Raw genomic sequence first — 14,888 nt, forward strand, 5'->3', positions numbered from 1 at the left:
GTTGCGGTGCTGGCGGTCAGCGCCCGGCGTTCTGGCCGCCGTCGACGTGCAGGATCTCGCCGGTGACGAAGGGCGCGGATTCGAGGTAGACGACGGCGTCGACCACGTCGCTGGTCTCGCCGATCCGACCGACCGGGTGCAGGCCGGCGAGCGCGTCGTGGGTCTCGACCGGGTGCATCGGGGTCTTGATGATCCCGGGCGCGACAGCGTTGACCCGGACTCCACGACTGGCGTACTCGATGGCCAGCGACTTGGTCGCAGAGCTGAGGCCGCCCTTGGTCAACGACGCGAGCACGGACGGGACGTGCACGCTGGGCTGGTCCACCAGGCTGGTCGTGATGGTGACGATGTGACCGCCGCCGGCTGCCAGCAGGTGCGGCAGGACCCGTCGGGTGACGTGGAAGAACCCGACGAGGTTGACCTTGGTGACCTGGTCGAGATCCTCGTCGGTGTAGTCGGTGAACGGCTTGGCGACGAAGATGCCGGCGTTGTTGACCAGGCTGTCGATACGGCCGAAACGCTCCACCGCCGCGTCGACCACCCGCTGCGCGGTGTCCGGGTCGGCGATGTCGCCCCGGATGGTGAGGATGTCCGGATCATGGGCATCACCGATCGACCGTGAGGTTGCCACGACGCCGTACCCGAGCTTGCGGTACGCGTCCACGAGGCCGGCACCGATGCCCTGCGAGGCACCGGTGATCACGGCGACCTTCTGAACCTGACTGCTGCTCATGACGAACCACTTCCTGACTGGCCGAAGCCCTGGTAGGACGGCGGCTGACGGGGCCGGGAGCCGCGATCGCGGCAGCCGGACGACCACTAGACGACTGGTCGACTAAAAGCTAGCCGACCGGTCGTGTATCGTCAAAGGATGGGTCGGACCAGTGACGCACGGAACAAACTTCTCGCCGCAGCCGCCACGCTGATCGAGCAGCGCGGCTACGCGGCGCTGGGGGTCGCCGAGATCTGCGCGACCGCCGGCGTGCCGAAGGGCAGCTTCTACTACTTCTTCGAGTCCAAGCAGGCACTCGCCCTCACCGTCATCGACGAGCACTGGGCGACCCAGCGCCGCCGGTGGGAGGAGTTGCTCGGCAGCGGACACGACCCGCTGCGCCGCCTGCGGGACCTGTTCGAGGCCACCGAGGAGGTGCAGCGCACCGGGCAGCAGCAGGTCGGCCTGGTCGCCGGCTGCCTGTTCGGCAACCTCGCCCTCGAACTCAGCAACCAGGCGGAGGAGATCCGCCGTCGGCTCCAGGAGATCTTCGAGGCCCAGATCGACCTCATCGAGCAGGTGGTCCTCGAGGCGAAGGAGCAGGGCCAGGCCGGTCCGTCGGTCGAATCCCGGGAGGCCGCCCGGTCCATCGTCGCGCAGATCGAGGGGCGGGTCCTGCTCGCGAAGCTGCTCAACGACCCGGGACAGTTGGAGACGCTGTGGCGCAACTGCCTGGACCTGCTCCAGGTGCCGGCGCACGCGCGGCCGACCGACTGAGCCATTCCCGGCCGAACCGGGTGCGGAGCCTCCGAGCCATCGGGTGTCCCCTTGCGGATGAGCATCGGGCGATACGGCTGCCGGCCCGGACCCCCGCCGAGGACGATCGAGCGTGCGCCAGGCGGTTCGTCACCCAGCGACCGTGGCGCACCGTAGCGGCACCGTTGGTCAGTGCGGTTGGCGAGGCAGGGAGCCACACGTGTCGGAAACGCCGTACTCGGACCTCGCCGCGCGAGCGCGAGAGCTACCGACGGCCCCGGTGCCGCAGGCCGCCCTGGGCCCCGAGATCCCCAAGGCCGGGTACGTCCTGGAGGAGATCGCCGACGGGGTGTTCTGGCTCAGTGAGGGCATGTACCAGATGATGTTCGTGGTCACGGACGAAGGCGTCATCGCCGTCGACGCGCCACCCACCCTCGGCCACAACATTCTCCGCGCGATCGGCAGCGTGACCAGCCGCTCCATCACCCAGGTCGTCTACAGCCACCAGCACTCCGACCACGTCGGAGCGATGTCGGTCTATCCCGAGGATGTACCGCGCTACGCGCACCGGATCACGGCGGAACGACTCGCGCTGCTCCGCGACCCCAACCGCCCGCTGCCGACACACGTCTTCGACGACACGCTGACCATCGAAGCGGGAGACCACAACCTCCAGCTCGACTACAAGGGCCCCAACCACGCCGAGGGAAACATCTTCATCTACGCCCCGACGCAACGTGTGCTGATGCTCGTGGACGTGATCTTCCCCGGCTGGGTCCCGTTCTCCAACCTCGCCGTCTCCGCGAACATCCCCGGCTTCGTCAACGCTCAGGAACAGACGCTCGATTACCCCTTCGACAAGCTCGTCGGCGGACACGTCACGCGGCCCGGCACCCCGGACGATGTCAGGACGCAGATCGAATACCTGAAAGACCTCCGCTCCACCACCGAGGCAGCGCTCTCCTCGGTCGACGTGCAGAAGATCCTGGCCCCGGTCGACGCCACCAACGCCTGGGCCATCTTCAAGGCCTACCTGGACGCCGTGGCCGCCCGGGCCGCCGATGAACTCGTTCCGCGGTGGAGCCAGCGTCTCGGCGGTGCCGACGTCTTCACCCTGCCGAACGCATGGGCAATGGCCGAAGCCCTCCGGCTGGACTACGGCAGCATGGGTCCCTTCGGCATCGCGCCCTGAGCCGACCACCGACCCCGCACCGGCGGCGCGACACGAACCCCCGACGACGCCGCCCGGGGGCAGCGGGCATGGCCCCGGGCCTCGCGGTCCAGCCCTCAAGGCCGTACCCAGACAGATGCGCCGATCTGCCTGCAGGACCTGAGGAGCGCTCATAGGCTGCGGACACGCGCCCGCCTTGACGCGAGCCCCACTCGCAGCGGAAGGAGGTGTCGGTGTCGGCAGCCTCCGGGCGTCCCACGCCCATGGATCCGATGGTCACCGGGACCACCCGTCGCGTGCCGAGCGGCGCTTGCCGTGACCTCCCGCCCGAGCTGGGGCCGGACGCGATCGGCGTGTTGGAGGGGCGCACCTTCATGCTCTCCGACGCCGTGGGAAACGTGCCGGACGAGTCCATCGGCGGGCTCGTGCACGACGACACCCGCTTCGTGAGCAGGTGGGTGCTGACGATCGGCGACGCACCGCTGCTGGTGCTCTCCTCCGGCACCGTCGACCCGTACTCGGCGGCCTTCTTCCTGGCCAACTCGGCGCTACCGGGGCTGCCGGCCAACCGGGTCGGCGTGCGGCGGCAACGGTTCGTCGGCGACGGGCTCTACGAACGCGTCGAGCTGCGCTACTTCGGCATCGAGCCGGCACAGGTGCGGCTGCGGCTCGCGGTGGGAACCGATTTCGCGGACCTGTTCGAGATCAAGGAGTCCGGCCGGGACCGCAGCTCACACATCGTCCGCCGGCACGCGCCGGACGGGTCGGCCCTCGAGTTCGCGTACCGCAACGGCGACTACGCGGCGACGGTACGGATCGAAGCTGATCCGCCGGCCGACCAGGTGGACGGAGACACGCTGGAATGGAACTTGAGGCTGGCGCGCGGACAGCAGTGGGGCTGTGAGCTGTGGGTACCGCTGCGCTGCGGCGAGGAGGACTACCGCCCCACGCCCCGCGAGTTCGGACAGGCCGTCGACCACGGCATGGAGGATCCGTCGACCCGATGGGCGGCGAGCAAGCCGCACCTGCACGCGGACGCCGACCTGGTCCGGGACGTCTACCACAAGTCGGCGGTCGACCTCGTGTCGATGCGGATCGAGAAGACCATCGCCGGGGAACCGGTCGTCCTGATCGCCGCCGGCCTGCCGTGGTTCCTGACCGTCTTCGGCCGGGACACCCTGATCACCGCCTACCAGACCATGATGTGCGGCCCCGACGTCGCCCGCGGGGCCCTCATCGTGCTGGCCGCCCACCAGGCCACCACGTTCGACGAGTTCACCGACCAGGAACCGGGCAAGATCTTCCACGAGTACCGGTCGGGCGAGCTGACCCGGCTCGGCCTCAAGCCCTACCGCCCCTACTACGGCGGCGCCGACACCACCGCGCTGTGGCTGATCCTGCTGTCGGAGTACTGGCGGTGGACCCGCGACGACGAACTCGTCCGCCGGCTGCGCGGCAACGCCGACGCCGCCCTTGGCTGGATCGACCACCACGGCGACCGCGACGGCGACGGCTACGTCGAGTACGCCACCCGCTCCGACCAGGGCCTGGGCAACCAGTGCTGGCGGGACTCCCCGGACGGCGTGCAGTACGCCGACGGGAACGTCCCGGTCCTACCGATCGCCACCTGCGAGACGCAGGGCTACACCTACGACGCCAAGGTGCGCCTCGCGGAACTCGCCGACGGCCCCTGGCAGGACCCGGACCTGGCCCGCCGGCTGCGGACGGAGGCCGACCGGCTGCGTGAGCAGTTCGACCGGGACTACTGGATCCCGCGCCGGGGCGGCTACTACGCCGTCGGGCTGGACGGGGACAAGCGGCCCGTCGACTCGATGACCTCCAACATGGGTCATCTGCTGTGGAGCGGCATCGTGCCCGAGGACCGCGCCGGGCACGTCGCCCGGCAACTCATGTCCGACGAGATGTTCTCCGGCTGGGGAGTCCGCACCCTGTCCACCGCCGACACCGGCTACAACCCCATCGGCTACCACCTCGGCACCGTCTGGCCGCACGACAACTCCATCATCGCGGCCGGCCTCGCTCGCTACGGCTACCGGGACGAGGCGAACCGCATCGCCATGGCCATGCTGGAGGCCGCCCGTCACTCCGAGCACCGCCTGCCGGAGGCGTTCTCCGGCTACGACCGGTCCTTCGGCCGCCAACCCGTGCCCTACCCCACCGCCTGCAACCCGCAGGCCTGGGCCAGCGGCGCACCCCTGCTCCTACTCCGCACCATGCTCGGCCTGAACCCGCAGGCGGACACCCTCGTCGCCGACCCACATCTGCCCGACGAACTCGGCCGAATTCGCCTGCACAACGTGATGGCCGGGGGCCGGCGGTGGAACGTCGACGCCATCGGCTGCCACGCCACCCTCACGGAAGCGGCGTGACGCACGCCGACCTCCGGCGGGCTGTGGGGCACGGGTGAGCCGACGCCAGGGTGCAGGCAGGAATCAGGACGCCGGTGACGGTGCTCGGCAACGCTTGTCTGCGCCCGGGATTGCGGAAGTTCGGCGGGCGGCTGCCGAACCGCCAGATAATGCGAAAGTCAGCCTGGGTTCATCCTCCGGGGCTGCTGCGCTGATCGCCATGCCTCGGGGAGGGAGCAACCGTCGGATGAGCACGATGCACGCCGTGAGGGCGCACAGCCGGGGCGGCCCGGAGCAACTCGTGTACGAGGAGGCGCCGCGGCCCGAGCCGGGGCCCGGTGAGGTGTTGGTGGCCGTGAAGGCTGCTTCCATGACACCCCGCGAGCTCACCTGGCCGGAAACCTGGACCCACAGCTCGGACGGGACAGGACCCGAGCGCACCCCGATCATCCCGTCGCACGAGTTCTCCGGAGTCGTCGCGGCGTGCGGCGCGGGGGTGGAGAGCCCCGCCGTGGGGGAGGCCGTCTACGCGTTGATCCCGTTCACCCGGGATGGCGCTGCCGCCGAGTATGTCGTCCTGCCCGCGGCCGTCGTGGCGGCCAAACCCGCCACCGTCGACCATGACCACGCCGCAGCGCTCCCACTGGCTGCGCTGAGCGCCTGGCAGGCGCTGGTGGACCACGCCGATCTGCAGGAAGGCCAGCACGTGCTGGTGCAGGGCGGCGCCGGCGGCGTGGGGAACTACGTGGTGCAGCTCGCGGCCAGCCTCGGTGCTCGCGTGAGCGCCACGGCGGCGGCGGCCGACCTGGAGTTCGTCCAGGACCTGGGTGCGGAGCAGGCAATCGACTATGCGCAGGACCGCTTCGAGGATCACGTCCGCGACCTGGACGTCGTCGTTGACCTCGTCGGAGGAGCCACCCAGTCGCGGTCCTGGTCCGTGCTGAAGCCGGGCGGCATTCTGGTCAGCCTCGCCACGCCTCCTGACGAGCAGGAAGCAGCCCGGCACGGCGTGCGCGGGGTGTACTTCATCGTCGAGCCCGAGCGGAACGCGTTGGGTTCCATCGCCGAGCTCGTCGACCACGGCCACTTGCGGCCGGTGCTGGACCGGGTACTGCCCCTCACCGAGACGCGCTCGGGTTACGAGGCGCTCGAGACGGGCAAACGCCGCGGCAAGATCGTCATCCACGTCGCCGACTAGGGCCGGTGTCGAAGTCGCCGATGTCGCCCCCGGCGGGGTGAGGACGGGACGGCCGCCTGCCTGTCGGGCTCTCGGGGCGTACCCGGGACGAGACCATCGTCGACGACCGCCGGAATCCGGACGGTGGGGCGTCCGTAGGCTTCGAGCAGTCGCAACCAGATCTCGCTGACCGTCGGGTAGGCGGGCACGGCGTGCCACGGCCGGTCGAGCGGTAGCTCGCCGACACGCGTTGATGCCCGCCGCCGGCCGCCGCACGACCACTCGCACGGTCCTTGCCGCCCTGACCTGTGGTTCCTCACTCACCAGTCGACATGGCGGCGATCTCGGCCGACCCAGGTCCCGCTCCGGACGGTACGGCCTGCCCCCTCGCGGTGACATTGCAGTCGCATCGTCAACCGGGTAGCGTGGGATGCAATGCAGATGCATTGCATAGAGAGAAGGCCCACGTGCACGTGATCGCGCTGTCCGAGGCAACCGCCGACATGGTCGACCTGGTCGGCGGCAAGGCGGCCGGGCTGGGCGAGCTGATCCGGCGAGGTGAGCGGGTCCCCGAGGGGTTCTGCGTCACGGCCGAGGCTCATCGACTCGGCGTCATTCCGCAGGCGGAGATCATCGCCGCGTACGAGCGGCTCGGTGCGGGCCCGGTGGCGGTGCGCTCCAGCGCCACCGCGGAGGACCTGCCGGAGGCGAGTTTCGCCGGGCAGCAGGACACCGTCCTGAACGTCACGGGCACCCCGGACCTGATCGCCGCGATCAGGAAGTGCTGGGAATCGCTGCACACCGTCCGCGCGACCGCCTACCGCGACGCCCGCCAGATCGATCATCAGGCGGTGCGGATGGCCGTCGTCGTGCAGCGCATGGTCGCCCCTTCGGTGGCGGGGGTGTTGTTCACCGCGAACCCGGTGACCGGTCGCCGCGACGAGATGGCGGTCGACGCCGCGCCGGGACTCGGCACGACGGTGGTGGACGGGGCGGTCACGGTAGATCACTACGTCCTCGACGGTGTGACCCGAGCCGACGCGGGATGTCTGACATCCGCGCACCTGGCGGAGCTGCGAGCAACAGGTGAGCGGCTGCAGGGTCACTTCGGCTGCCCGCAGGACGTGGAGTGGGCGTTCGACGGAGACGGCGTGCTGTGGTTGCTGCAATCGCGGCCGATCACCAGCCTGTTTCCCCTCCCTCCGGAGACCGGGGAGCCCCTCCCCCGGGTCTACCTGGAGTTCGGCCACGTCCAGGGGATGCTGCAACCGGTCACCCCGATGGGCATGTCGACCCTGCGATCACAGATCGCGGCGATGCTCGCCTCGCTCGGCGTCCGGGTCGAGATCGTCGACATCGGCGGTCGCCTCTACGGTGATCTGACCGAGCTGGCCCGGCGCAGGTCATCCCGCAAGCGGCTGGTCAAGCTCATGGCGGTCGACTTCGGCCCGCGGGCACAAGCGGTGATGCAGCACGTCCTGGCGGATCCGCGGTTCGCGCCGGCCAAGGGCAGCACGCGGCGCGGCGCGGCGCCGGGGGCCGCGTCCCTGCGGACGGCCGGCCGCGCGGTGGTGGGGATCCTGCGCGCGCTGGCCCGTCCCGACGCGGCGCGGATCCGAATGTTCCAGGCGATCGAGGAGATGAGGGTACGGTCGGCGGCCCCCGCCGACCTGCGGACCGCCGCCGACCGGCTCCGCTTCCTACAGGCGCGGGACTCCGAGGACGGCGCCGACGCGATCATGTGGCCGATCGTCACCGGGATGCTGGCCGCCGCGTTGCCGGCTTCGTTGCTCAAGGGCGTCGCGAGCCCGGATGAGATCCACACCGTGCTGGGCGGGATGCCGCACAACGTCACCATCGAGATGAACCTGGCGCTCTGGCGGCTCGCTCAGGGCGCGGGGGAACACCGTCAGCTCCTACTCGACACCCCGCCGGACGAGCTGGCCGCGCGGTATCTGCGCGGGACGCTGCCCGACGTCGGGATGGCCGACTTTCTGGACGCCTACGGTCATCGCGGCGTCGCCGAGGTCGACCTCGGCGTACCGCGGTGGGCGGAGGATCCGGCACCGGTCTTCGCGGCGATCGCCAACTACCTGCGGGTCACCGATCCGCAACAGGGGCCCGACCAGCGCTTCCAACGGGCCGCGGCCGAGGCCGAGGCCGCTCTCGAGGAGCTGGTCAGGCGGGCCCGCCGTCGGCGGCCGGTACGCGGCACGATGGCCGGGTTCCTGCTGCGCCGGGCCCGGTCGTTGGCCGGCCTGCGCGAGGCCGGCAAGTTCGCCGGGCTGTACCCGCTGCGGGAGACGCGCCGGCAACTGCTGCTCATCGGTGCCGACCTGCATGGCACCGGGCTGCTGGAGCAGCCCGACGACATCATGTTCCTGACCCTCGACGAGGTGCACGCCGCGGTGCACCAGGGCATCGATCACCGGGGGACGGTCGCCGCCCGCAGGGCGGTACACCGCAGGGAGTTGCGCCGCAGGGCTGTGCCGGTGGCGTTGCTCTCCGACGGCACCGACGTCGAGACCGTACTGCCGGCGGCGCCCGCCCTCGACGGCACCGTCGCCGGCGTGGGTGCGTCGGCGGGCCGGGTGACCGGCCCCGCCCGGGTCGTCCACGACCCGGCCACCGCCCACATCGAGCCCGGCGAGATCCTGGTCGCCGCGACCACCGACCCCGGCTGGACCCCGCTGTTCCTCACCGCTTCGGCGCTGATCACCGAGACCGGCGCGATCATGGCGCACGGCCCCACGGTGGCCCGGGAGTACGGCATCCCCGCCGTCATCTGCGTGCCCGACGCCACGCGAACGATCTCCACCGGTCAGCTCGTCACCGTGGACGGCGGCGCCGGAACCGTCACCCTCCACTGACCGCCTGACCGCCAGCTCACTACCGCGAGGACGACCATGACCGACATGACACCCCCGATCCGGACGAAAGTGGGCCCGCTGCTGCGCCGGGTGGCCGCGATGGAGGCCGCGATGTGGCGCAGCCTGTACGTGTGGGCGCGGCGCAAGCCGCTGCCGCTGGCGCCGGGCGATGAGCCGTTCGGCTACCTGGGCGTGGTCAAGCCGATCCTCGGGATCTTCATCGGCCTGTCGGTCGTGGAGATTCCGATCTTCGACTTGATCGTCACCAACGTGGTGCCATGGGGGCCGGCCCGCTGGATCGTGCTCGTCCTCGGCATCTGGGGTCTGCTCTGGATGGCCGGCCTCTACGCGAGCATGCAGATCCACCCACACGTCGTTGGGGACACAGGCCTGCGGGTTCGGCTGAGTTCGGGCATCGACATCTGGATCCCATGGACGGACGTCGAGGCGCTGCGCAAGCGTCACCGCTCGCTGCCCTCCAGCAAATCGGTGCAGGTCGAGCAGGAGGGGGAGCGCCGGGTGCTGTACATCTCGGTCGGCAGCCAGACGAGCATCGACGTCCTGCTACGCCGGCCGACGACCTTCGACCTGCCCAAGGGCCGGTCTGAGCCGATGGACGAGTTGCGGCTGTACGCCGACGACCCCGACGGCCTCCTGCGCAGCGCACGGGGCACCCCCGCGACCGGAACCCTCAGCCGGTAGCTGCCGCCCGCTGGCGGAGTGTCCGGGCCATCCACTGTGAAACGATCGAGGTCATGCCCAAGAAGGTCGATCACCAGGAGCGACGTACGCTCATCGCTGACGCGTTGATGCGGGTGGCCGCGGAGCAGGGCCTGGAGGCCGTCAGCCTCCGTCACGTGGCTGCCGAGGCCGGCGTGTCCGCCGGGATGGTCCAGCACTACTTCCGCACCAAGGACGAGATGATGGCGTTCGCGTTGGCCGTGGTCCGCGAGCGCAGCCAGGTCCGGGTCACCGAGGCGATGGCGCGACTGGGCGAGAACCCGTCCCCTCGGCTGTTGCTGCGTACGATGATCGCCGCGCTGTTGCCGCTCGACGAGCGGACCCGCGACGAGGGACGGGTGGCGCTGGCGTTCCTCGCCTACACTGCGGTGCGACCGGCGGCCGCGCCCAGCCTGCGCGAGGACACCGTGCAGCTGACCGCGTTCATCGCCAGCGTCCTCCCGTCTCGAAACGCCGTCGCCGCCGCGGCCGGCCTGCTGGCGCTGATGGAAGGGCTGGGCGTCTATCTGCTCGGCGGGCAGTACACCTCCGAGGAGGCGTTGGGTGCGCTGGATGCCCACCTCGACCTGCTCTTCGGCTCGTCGGCTGGTGCCTGACCTCGTCGGCAGGCGGACCAGTCCAGGAAGGACTGCCCCCGAGACAACGCCGCCATGTTCCCTCCGCCGGAGGCTAACTGGACCCGCCCGCTGCGGTCCTGATGATCGTCAGGCGGCGATCACGGTGTCAGGATGTCGTGAGGATGACGAGTTGCTGAGTGGCTCGGGTCATCGCGACATAGCGGTCGACCGCTCCTTCGATGCCTTCGCCGAATGCCTCCGGGTCGATGAGGACGACCAGGTCGAATTCGAGCCCCTTCGACAGTTCCGGGGTCAGCGACCGGACGCGGGACGCCGGCTGGAATGTGGGGTCGCCGATGACGCAGGCGATCCCGTCGGCGTGCGCCGCGAGCCAGGTGTCGAGGATCGAGTTCAGATCAGAAGCAGATCCGGGTACGACGGGGACGCCGCTGCTGCGGATGGAGGTCGGCACGTTGGCGTCCGGCAGCACGGCCCGGATGACCGGCTCGGCTTCCGCCATGACCTCCTCCGGCGTCCGGTAGTTGATGCTCAGGGAGGCCAGGTTGATCCGGTCGAGCCCGATCCGCTCGAGCCGTTCCTGCCACGACTCCGTGAACCCGTGCCGGGCCTGGGCGCGGTCCCCGACGATGGTGAAGCTCCGGGACGGGCAGCGGAGCAGCAACATCTGCCACTCCGCGTCGGTCAGTTCCTGCGCCTCGTCCACGACGATGTGCGCGAACGGGCCGGCGAGCAGATCCGGGTCGGTGCTGGGCAGTGCGGTCTCGTCGACCAGAGCATCCTGGAGATCCAGTTGGCGCAGGCTCGACAGCACCCCTTCGCCGTCGTCATAGGCGTGGGCCTCGATCAGCTCGTCGACGACCGTGGCCATGCGCGCGCGTTCGACCGCGACAAGGGCCTCGTGCTGACGCTTACGCCCTGACGCCTCCGGGTCGCCGAGCCGCTGCCGTGCCGCATCCAGGTACGGCAGGTCGGACACCGTCCAGGCCTGGGCGTTGCCGCGCTGCAGCTTCCGAATGTCGTCCGGGCTGAGCCAGGGAGCGCACTTGCGCAGATAGGCGGGCACCGACCACAGGTCTCCGACGAGGTCGGTCGCTTCGAGCAGCGGCCAGGCGCGGTTGAAGGTCGTGAGCAGTTCCCTGTTCCGCATCAGCGATCTGCGGACCAGGTCGTCCGGCTCATCGCCGTCGTACTTCTCCATCAGGATCGTCAGCAGCTCTTCCCAGATATCGTCGCGCGCCTCGTTGTGCGGGACACCGGGGTCCGGTGCTTCAAACGCCTCGGCCCAGTCTTCGGCGCTCAGCCAGATGTCGGACTCGTCGGTGGTGATCGTCATTCCCTTGGTCGGCGGCTCCTCGTAGAACCTGACCGCCGCCTCGATCGCCTTCACCAGGTCCGCGGACGACTTCAGGAGGGCCACGTCCGGATCGGTCTCGACGGTTGCCGCGGCACCCTCGGGCACCAGGTCCCGCAGGGTGCAGGTCTGCACGTCCTCTTCGCCGAGGCTGGGGAGGACGTCGGCGACGTAGGCCAGGTAGGGCTGGTGCGGACCGACGAACAGCACGCCGCCGCGGCGATGACCGAGGCGAGGGTCGGCGTAGCGGAGGTAGGCGGTGCGGTGCAGAGCGACGACGGTCTTGCCGGTACCCGGACCGCCGTCGACGACGAGCGCGCCGCTCGATCCCGCGCGGATGATGGCGTCCTGGTCGGCCTGGATCGTGCCGAGCACGTCCCGCATCCGGGCCGACCGGCTGGTGCCCAGGCTGGCGATGAAGGCGGACTGGTCGTCGAGCGCGGCGTGCCCTTCCAGCCCGTCCGAGGTGAACACCTCGTCCCAGTAGTCGCTGATCCGGCCACGGGTCCAGCGATACCTGCGGCGGCTCGCCAGACCCATCGGGTTGGCGTGGGTCGCCCCGAAGAACGGCTCAGCCGCTGGGGAGCGCCAGTCGAGCAGCAGCCGGCGACCTTCGCTGTCCGTGAGGCCACGTCGTCCGACGTACACCGGCTCAGGGTTGTCTTCGCTGACCATGCGTCCGATGCACAGGTCCACACCGAAACGCCGCAGGGCACGCAGGCGAGCGGTCAGCCGGCGGACCTCCTGGTCCCGGTCCACCGCCTGCCGGCCTTTGCCGCCGGGCGCCTTGCGCGCGGCATCGAGGCGGTCGGACAGGTCGGCGATCGACTGCTCCAGGCTCGCCGCGAGGGCCGCGAAGTGCTGCTCGTCGCGGGCGATCAGCGTCGGGTCGGCCTTGGGGGAAAGGTGCTCGGGAAGGTCGAACGCGCTGGTGGTCAGGGAATTCACGTCATCAGCTCCGATCTGAGATCGCTTGCAGAGGGAGACGAGGGCGCGGCGGCTCTGCGCACGGATCGCCTCGATGGCCACCCGGGCGACGTCTTCCGATGCGCGCACTTGCGTGCTGCCGAGGCCCACGCCTACCGGTGGTGCGCCGCCGTCCAGGAACCCCACCAACTCGTTTTCGCGACTCCCATTTTCCGTAGGTTCTGGCCTCGGCCGGCAATTTTGCGGCACGACCCGGGTCTTGCGGCAAGTCCCCCGGTGCGCTATATGTTGAAAGTGGAAGGGAGTAGGTGTTTCCTTCCCTTGATCGTCCGCTGGCCGGACAACCTCCCCGCGAAGCCCGGCGTGCCGCGTACGACCGGTGGCCCAGGAGGATCTCCGGTGGGCCCTGCGGATGCAGCCGCGGAACGGGAACTTCTCCACCCGCTTCAGCCCAAGGCGGGCCGACGGTTGGCCATCGGCCTCATCCGCCGGTACCAGACCGAGGTCTGGGCACACCTATCGTTCGAACGGTTCGGCTTCTGGCGTGGCCTGGCGCTGACGATCGGACGGCTGTGTCGGCCGGAGGCTCATCCGCAAGGCCACCGGATCCGGGGCGGGACGGTGGACGCACCCGCCAAGGCGGTGCTGCGCGTTCAGGCCGACGCTCCGGTGGGGTTCGCCGTGCCGTCGGCAGCCAGCGCGAGAACGTCCCGCGCCACGGGCAGCGCGGCCTCGCGGTGTGCCGGGACGAGTCCGATCCGGGTGCGTCGGTCGAGCAGGTCGTCGACGGTGAGGGCGAGTTCGTGGCGGGCGGCCCAGAGCAGTTCGGCGCCGGTGACCGGGATGTCGGGGCCGATCGGCTGGCGGAGGTCGGCCGGCGCCTCGGCCAGCACGTCGACCGCTTCGGTGCCGTACCGCTGCACGAGCCGGCGCGGCGCGGGGACCCGGGCCAACTGGGCCCTGCTGGCGGCGCCGGGCAGCGGGAGGCGGCGGGTGCGGCAGGCGCCGGCGGCGAGGCGGCGCCGGCGGACGGCGGTGTCGACGGCGTCCTCCGCCATCCGTCGGTAGGTGGTGAGCTTGCCGCCGACCACGCTGATGATCCCGTCCGGGTCGTCGATGACGGCGTGTCGTCGGGAGAGGTCGGCGGTCCGGGCGTCCGCGTCGGCGAGCAGCGGGCGGAGTCCCGCGAAGGCGCCGAGCACGTCGGTGGGTCGCAGGGGCTGGTCGAGGACGCTGTTGAGCACGTCGAGCAGGAATGCGACGTCGGCGTCGGCGGGCTCCGGCACGTCCGGCACCGGTCCGTCCACCGCTTCGTCGGTCAGCCCGGCGTAGACCAGACCGTCGGTCTGGGGCAGGGCGAAGACGTAGCGGGTGAACTGCCCGGGTACCGGGATGGTCAGTCCGGTCCAGAGCCCGCCCAGGCGGGCGGCGGACAGGACGATGTGGGTGCCGCGGGACGGGCGCAGGCGTACGTGCGGCGTCAGGCTGCTCGCCCACACACCGGCGGCGTTGATCACGACGCGCGCGGTGACGTGCAGACGGGCCCCGGTGAGGGTGTCCTCGATGGTGGCGCCGTCGCGGTGCAGTTCGGTGGCGCGACAGCGGGGCAGGATGCGGGCAGATCGCGCCGCGGCGGCGCGGGCCACTCCGACGACCAGGCGGGCGTCGTCGCAGAGCTGGCCGTCCCAGGACAGGTGGGCTCCGCGGAGGCCGGCCGGGCGCAGCGCCGGTGCCATCGCGCTCGCCTCGGCCGCGCCGAGCCGGCGGGTGCCCGGCAGGGTCCGGCGGGAGGTTCCGGCACAGGTGCGCAACAGGTCTCCGGCGCGGAGGCCGGCTGCCGCGGCGCGGTCCTGCCAACCGGTGGTGTAGCCGGTCGCGGCAAGCAGCATCGGCAGGGGGCGCGTCAGGTGCGGGGCGGTGCGGGTCAGCAGGACGTGGCGTTCGACGGCGCTCTCGTAGGCGATTCCGACCTGGCCGTGGGCGAGGTAGCGCAGGCCGCCGTGGACGAGCTTGGAGCTCCACCGGGAGGTGCCGTGGGCCAGGTCGTTGGCGTCGACGGCGACCACGGACAGGCCACGGCTCGCGGCATCGAGCGCCACCCCGGCACCGGTGACGCCGAGCCCGACGACGAGGACGTCGACGACGTTGCCGGCGGCCAGCTCGGCCAGGTCCCGCTCCCGGCCTGCGCCGGTCAACGATGCGTTCACACACCCTCCTTGCGCTCAAGTGACATCCG

General features: G+C 70.7%; 10 protein-coding genes. 7 read left to right on the forward strand and 3 right to left on the reverse strand.

Features of this window, described 5'->3' with window-relative positions; genetic code table 11:
* Positions 1 to 16: 16 nt before the first annotated feature.
* A complete protein-coding gene (locus ACTMTB_RS16085; RefSeq protein ID WP_441146380.1) occupies positions 17 to 733 on the reverse strand; it encodes an SDR family NAD(P)-dependent oxidoreductase in 717 nt (238 codons plus the stop codon).
* 138 nt (positions 734 to 871) lie between these two features.
* Here ACTMTB_RS16085 and ACTMTB_RS16090 point away from each other — a divergent pair, with 138 nt between their 5' ends.
* The 7 genes from ACTMTB_RS16090 (at position 872) to ACTMTB_RS16120 (ending at position 10,392) form a co-directional block, all read left to right on the forward strand.
* Positions 872 to 1,489: a TetR family transcriptional regulator C-terminal domain-containing protein gene (locus tag ACTMTB_RS16090; RefSeq protein ID WP_441146382.1), complete on the forward strand. Its 618-nt coding sequence runs from the start codon at positions 872 to 874 to the stop codon at positions 1,487 to 1,489.
* Positions 1,490 to 1,748: 259 nt separating this feature from the next.
* Positions 1,749 to 2,660: an MBL fold metallo-hydrolase gene (locus ACTMTB_RS16095; RefSeq protein WP_441146384.1), complete on the forward strand. Its 912-nt coding sequence runs from the start codon at positions 1,749 to 1,751 to the stop codon at positions 2,658 to 2,660.
* A 212-nt stretch (positions 2,661 to 2,872) separates the two neighbouring features.
* Positions 2,873 to 5,029, forward strand: a complete 2,157-nt coding sequence (locus tag ACTMTB_RS16100; protein WP_441146386.1) for an amylo-alpha-1,6-glucosidase — start codon at positions 2,873 to 2,875, stop codon at positions 5,027 to 5,029.
* Between the two features lie 226 nt (positions 5,030 to 5,255).
* Positions 5,256 to 6,206, forward strand: coding sequence for an NADP-dependent oxidoreductase (locus tag ACTMTB_RS16105; protein ID WP_441146388.1), 951 nt, complete (start codon positions 5,256 to 5,258; stop codon positions 6,204 to 6,206).
* A gap of 425 nt (positions 6,207 to 6,631) precedes the next feature.
* Positions 6,632 to 9,055 (forward strand): PEP/pyruvate-binding domain-containing protein, encoded by a 2,424-nt coding sequence (locus tag ACTMTB_RS16110; RefSeq protein WP_441146390.1) that lies wholly within the window; start codon positions 6,632 to 6,634, stop codon positions 9,053 to 9,055.
* Positions 9,056 to 9,124: 69 nt separating this feature from the next.
* Complete coding sequence (locus ACTMTB_RS16115) at positions 9,125 to 9,757, forward strand: PH domain-containing protein (protein ID WP_441146392.1); 633 nt, start codon at positions 9,125 to 9,127, stop codon at positions 9,755 to 9,757.
* Between the two features lie 53 nt (positions 9,758 to 9,810).
* On the forward strand, positions 9,811 to 10,392 hold the full coding sequence (locus ACTMTB_RS16120) for a TetR/AcrR family transcriptional regulator (protein WP_441146394.1): 582 nt from the start codon (positions 9,811 to 9,813) through the stop codon (positions 10,390 to 10,392).
* A 127-nt stretch (positions 10,393 to 10,519) separates the two neighbouring features.
* Here the strand turns inward: ACTMTB_RS16120 and helR are convergent, their stop codons facing one another.
* Together helR and ACTMTB_RS16130 are read right to left on the reverse strand one after the other, a co-directional pair.
* Positions 10,520 to 12,664 (reverse strand): RNA polymerase recycling motor ATPase HelR, encoded by a 2,145-nt coding sequence (gene helR / locus ACTMTB_RS16125; RefSeq protein ID WP_441146813.1) that lies wholly within the window; start codon positions 12,662 to 12,664, stop codon positions 10,520 to 10,522.
* A 641-nt stretch (positions 12,665 to 13,305) separates the two neighbouring features.
* Entirely contained in the window at positions 13,306 to 14,859 is a 1,554-nt protein-coding gene (locus ACTMTB_RS16130; protein WP_441146396.1) for a glycerol-3-phosphate dehydrogenase/oxidase, read from the reverse strand.
* Between the last annotated feature and the right edge of the window lie 29 nt (positions 14,860 to 14,888).

The organism is Micromonospora sp. L32 (assembly GCF_052068055.1).
Lineage (GTDB): Bacteria > Actinomycetota > Actinomycetes > Mycobacteriales > Micromonosporaceae > Micromonospora > Micromonospora purpureochromogenes.

Bases quoted from the DNA above. Each gene is read 5' to 3' on its own strand.
- ACTMTB_RS16085 (WP_441146380.1), bottom strand. From the start codon at position 733: ATGAGCAGCAGTCAGGTTCAGAAGGTCGCCGTGATCACCGGTGCCTCG.
- ACTMTB_RS16090 (WP_441146382.1), top strand. From the start codon at position 872: ATGGGTCGGACCAGTGACGCACGGAACAAACTTCTCGCCGCAGCCGCC.
- ACTMTB_RS16105 (WP_441146388.1), top strand. From the start codon at position 5,256: ATGAGCACGATGCACGCCGTGAGGGCGCACAGCCGGGGCGGCCCGGAG.
- ACTMTB_RS16120 (WP_441146394.1), top strand. From the start codon at position 9,811: ATGCCCAAGAAGGTCGATCACCAGGAGCGACGTACGCTCATCGCTGAC.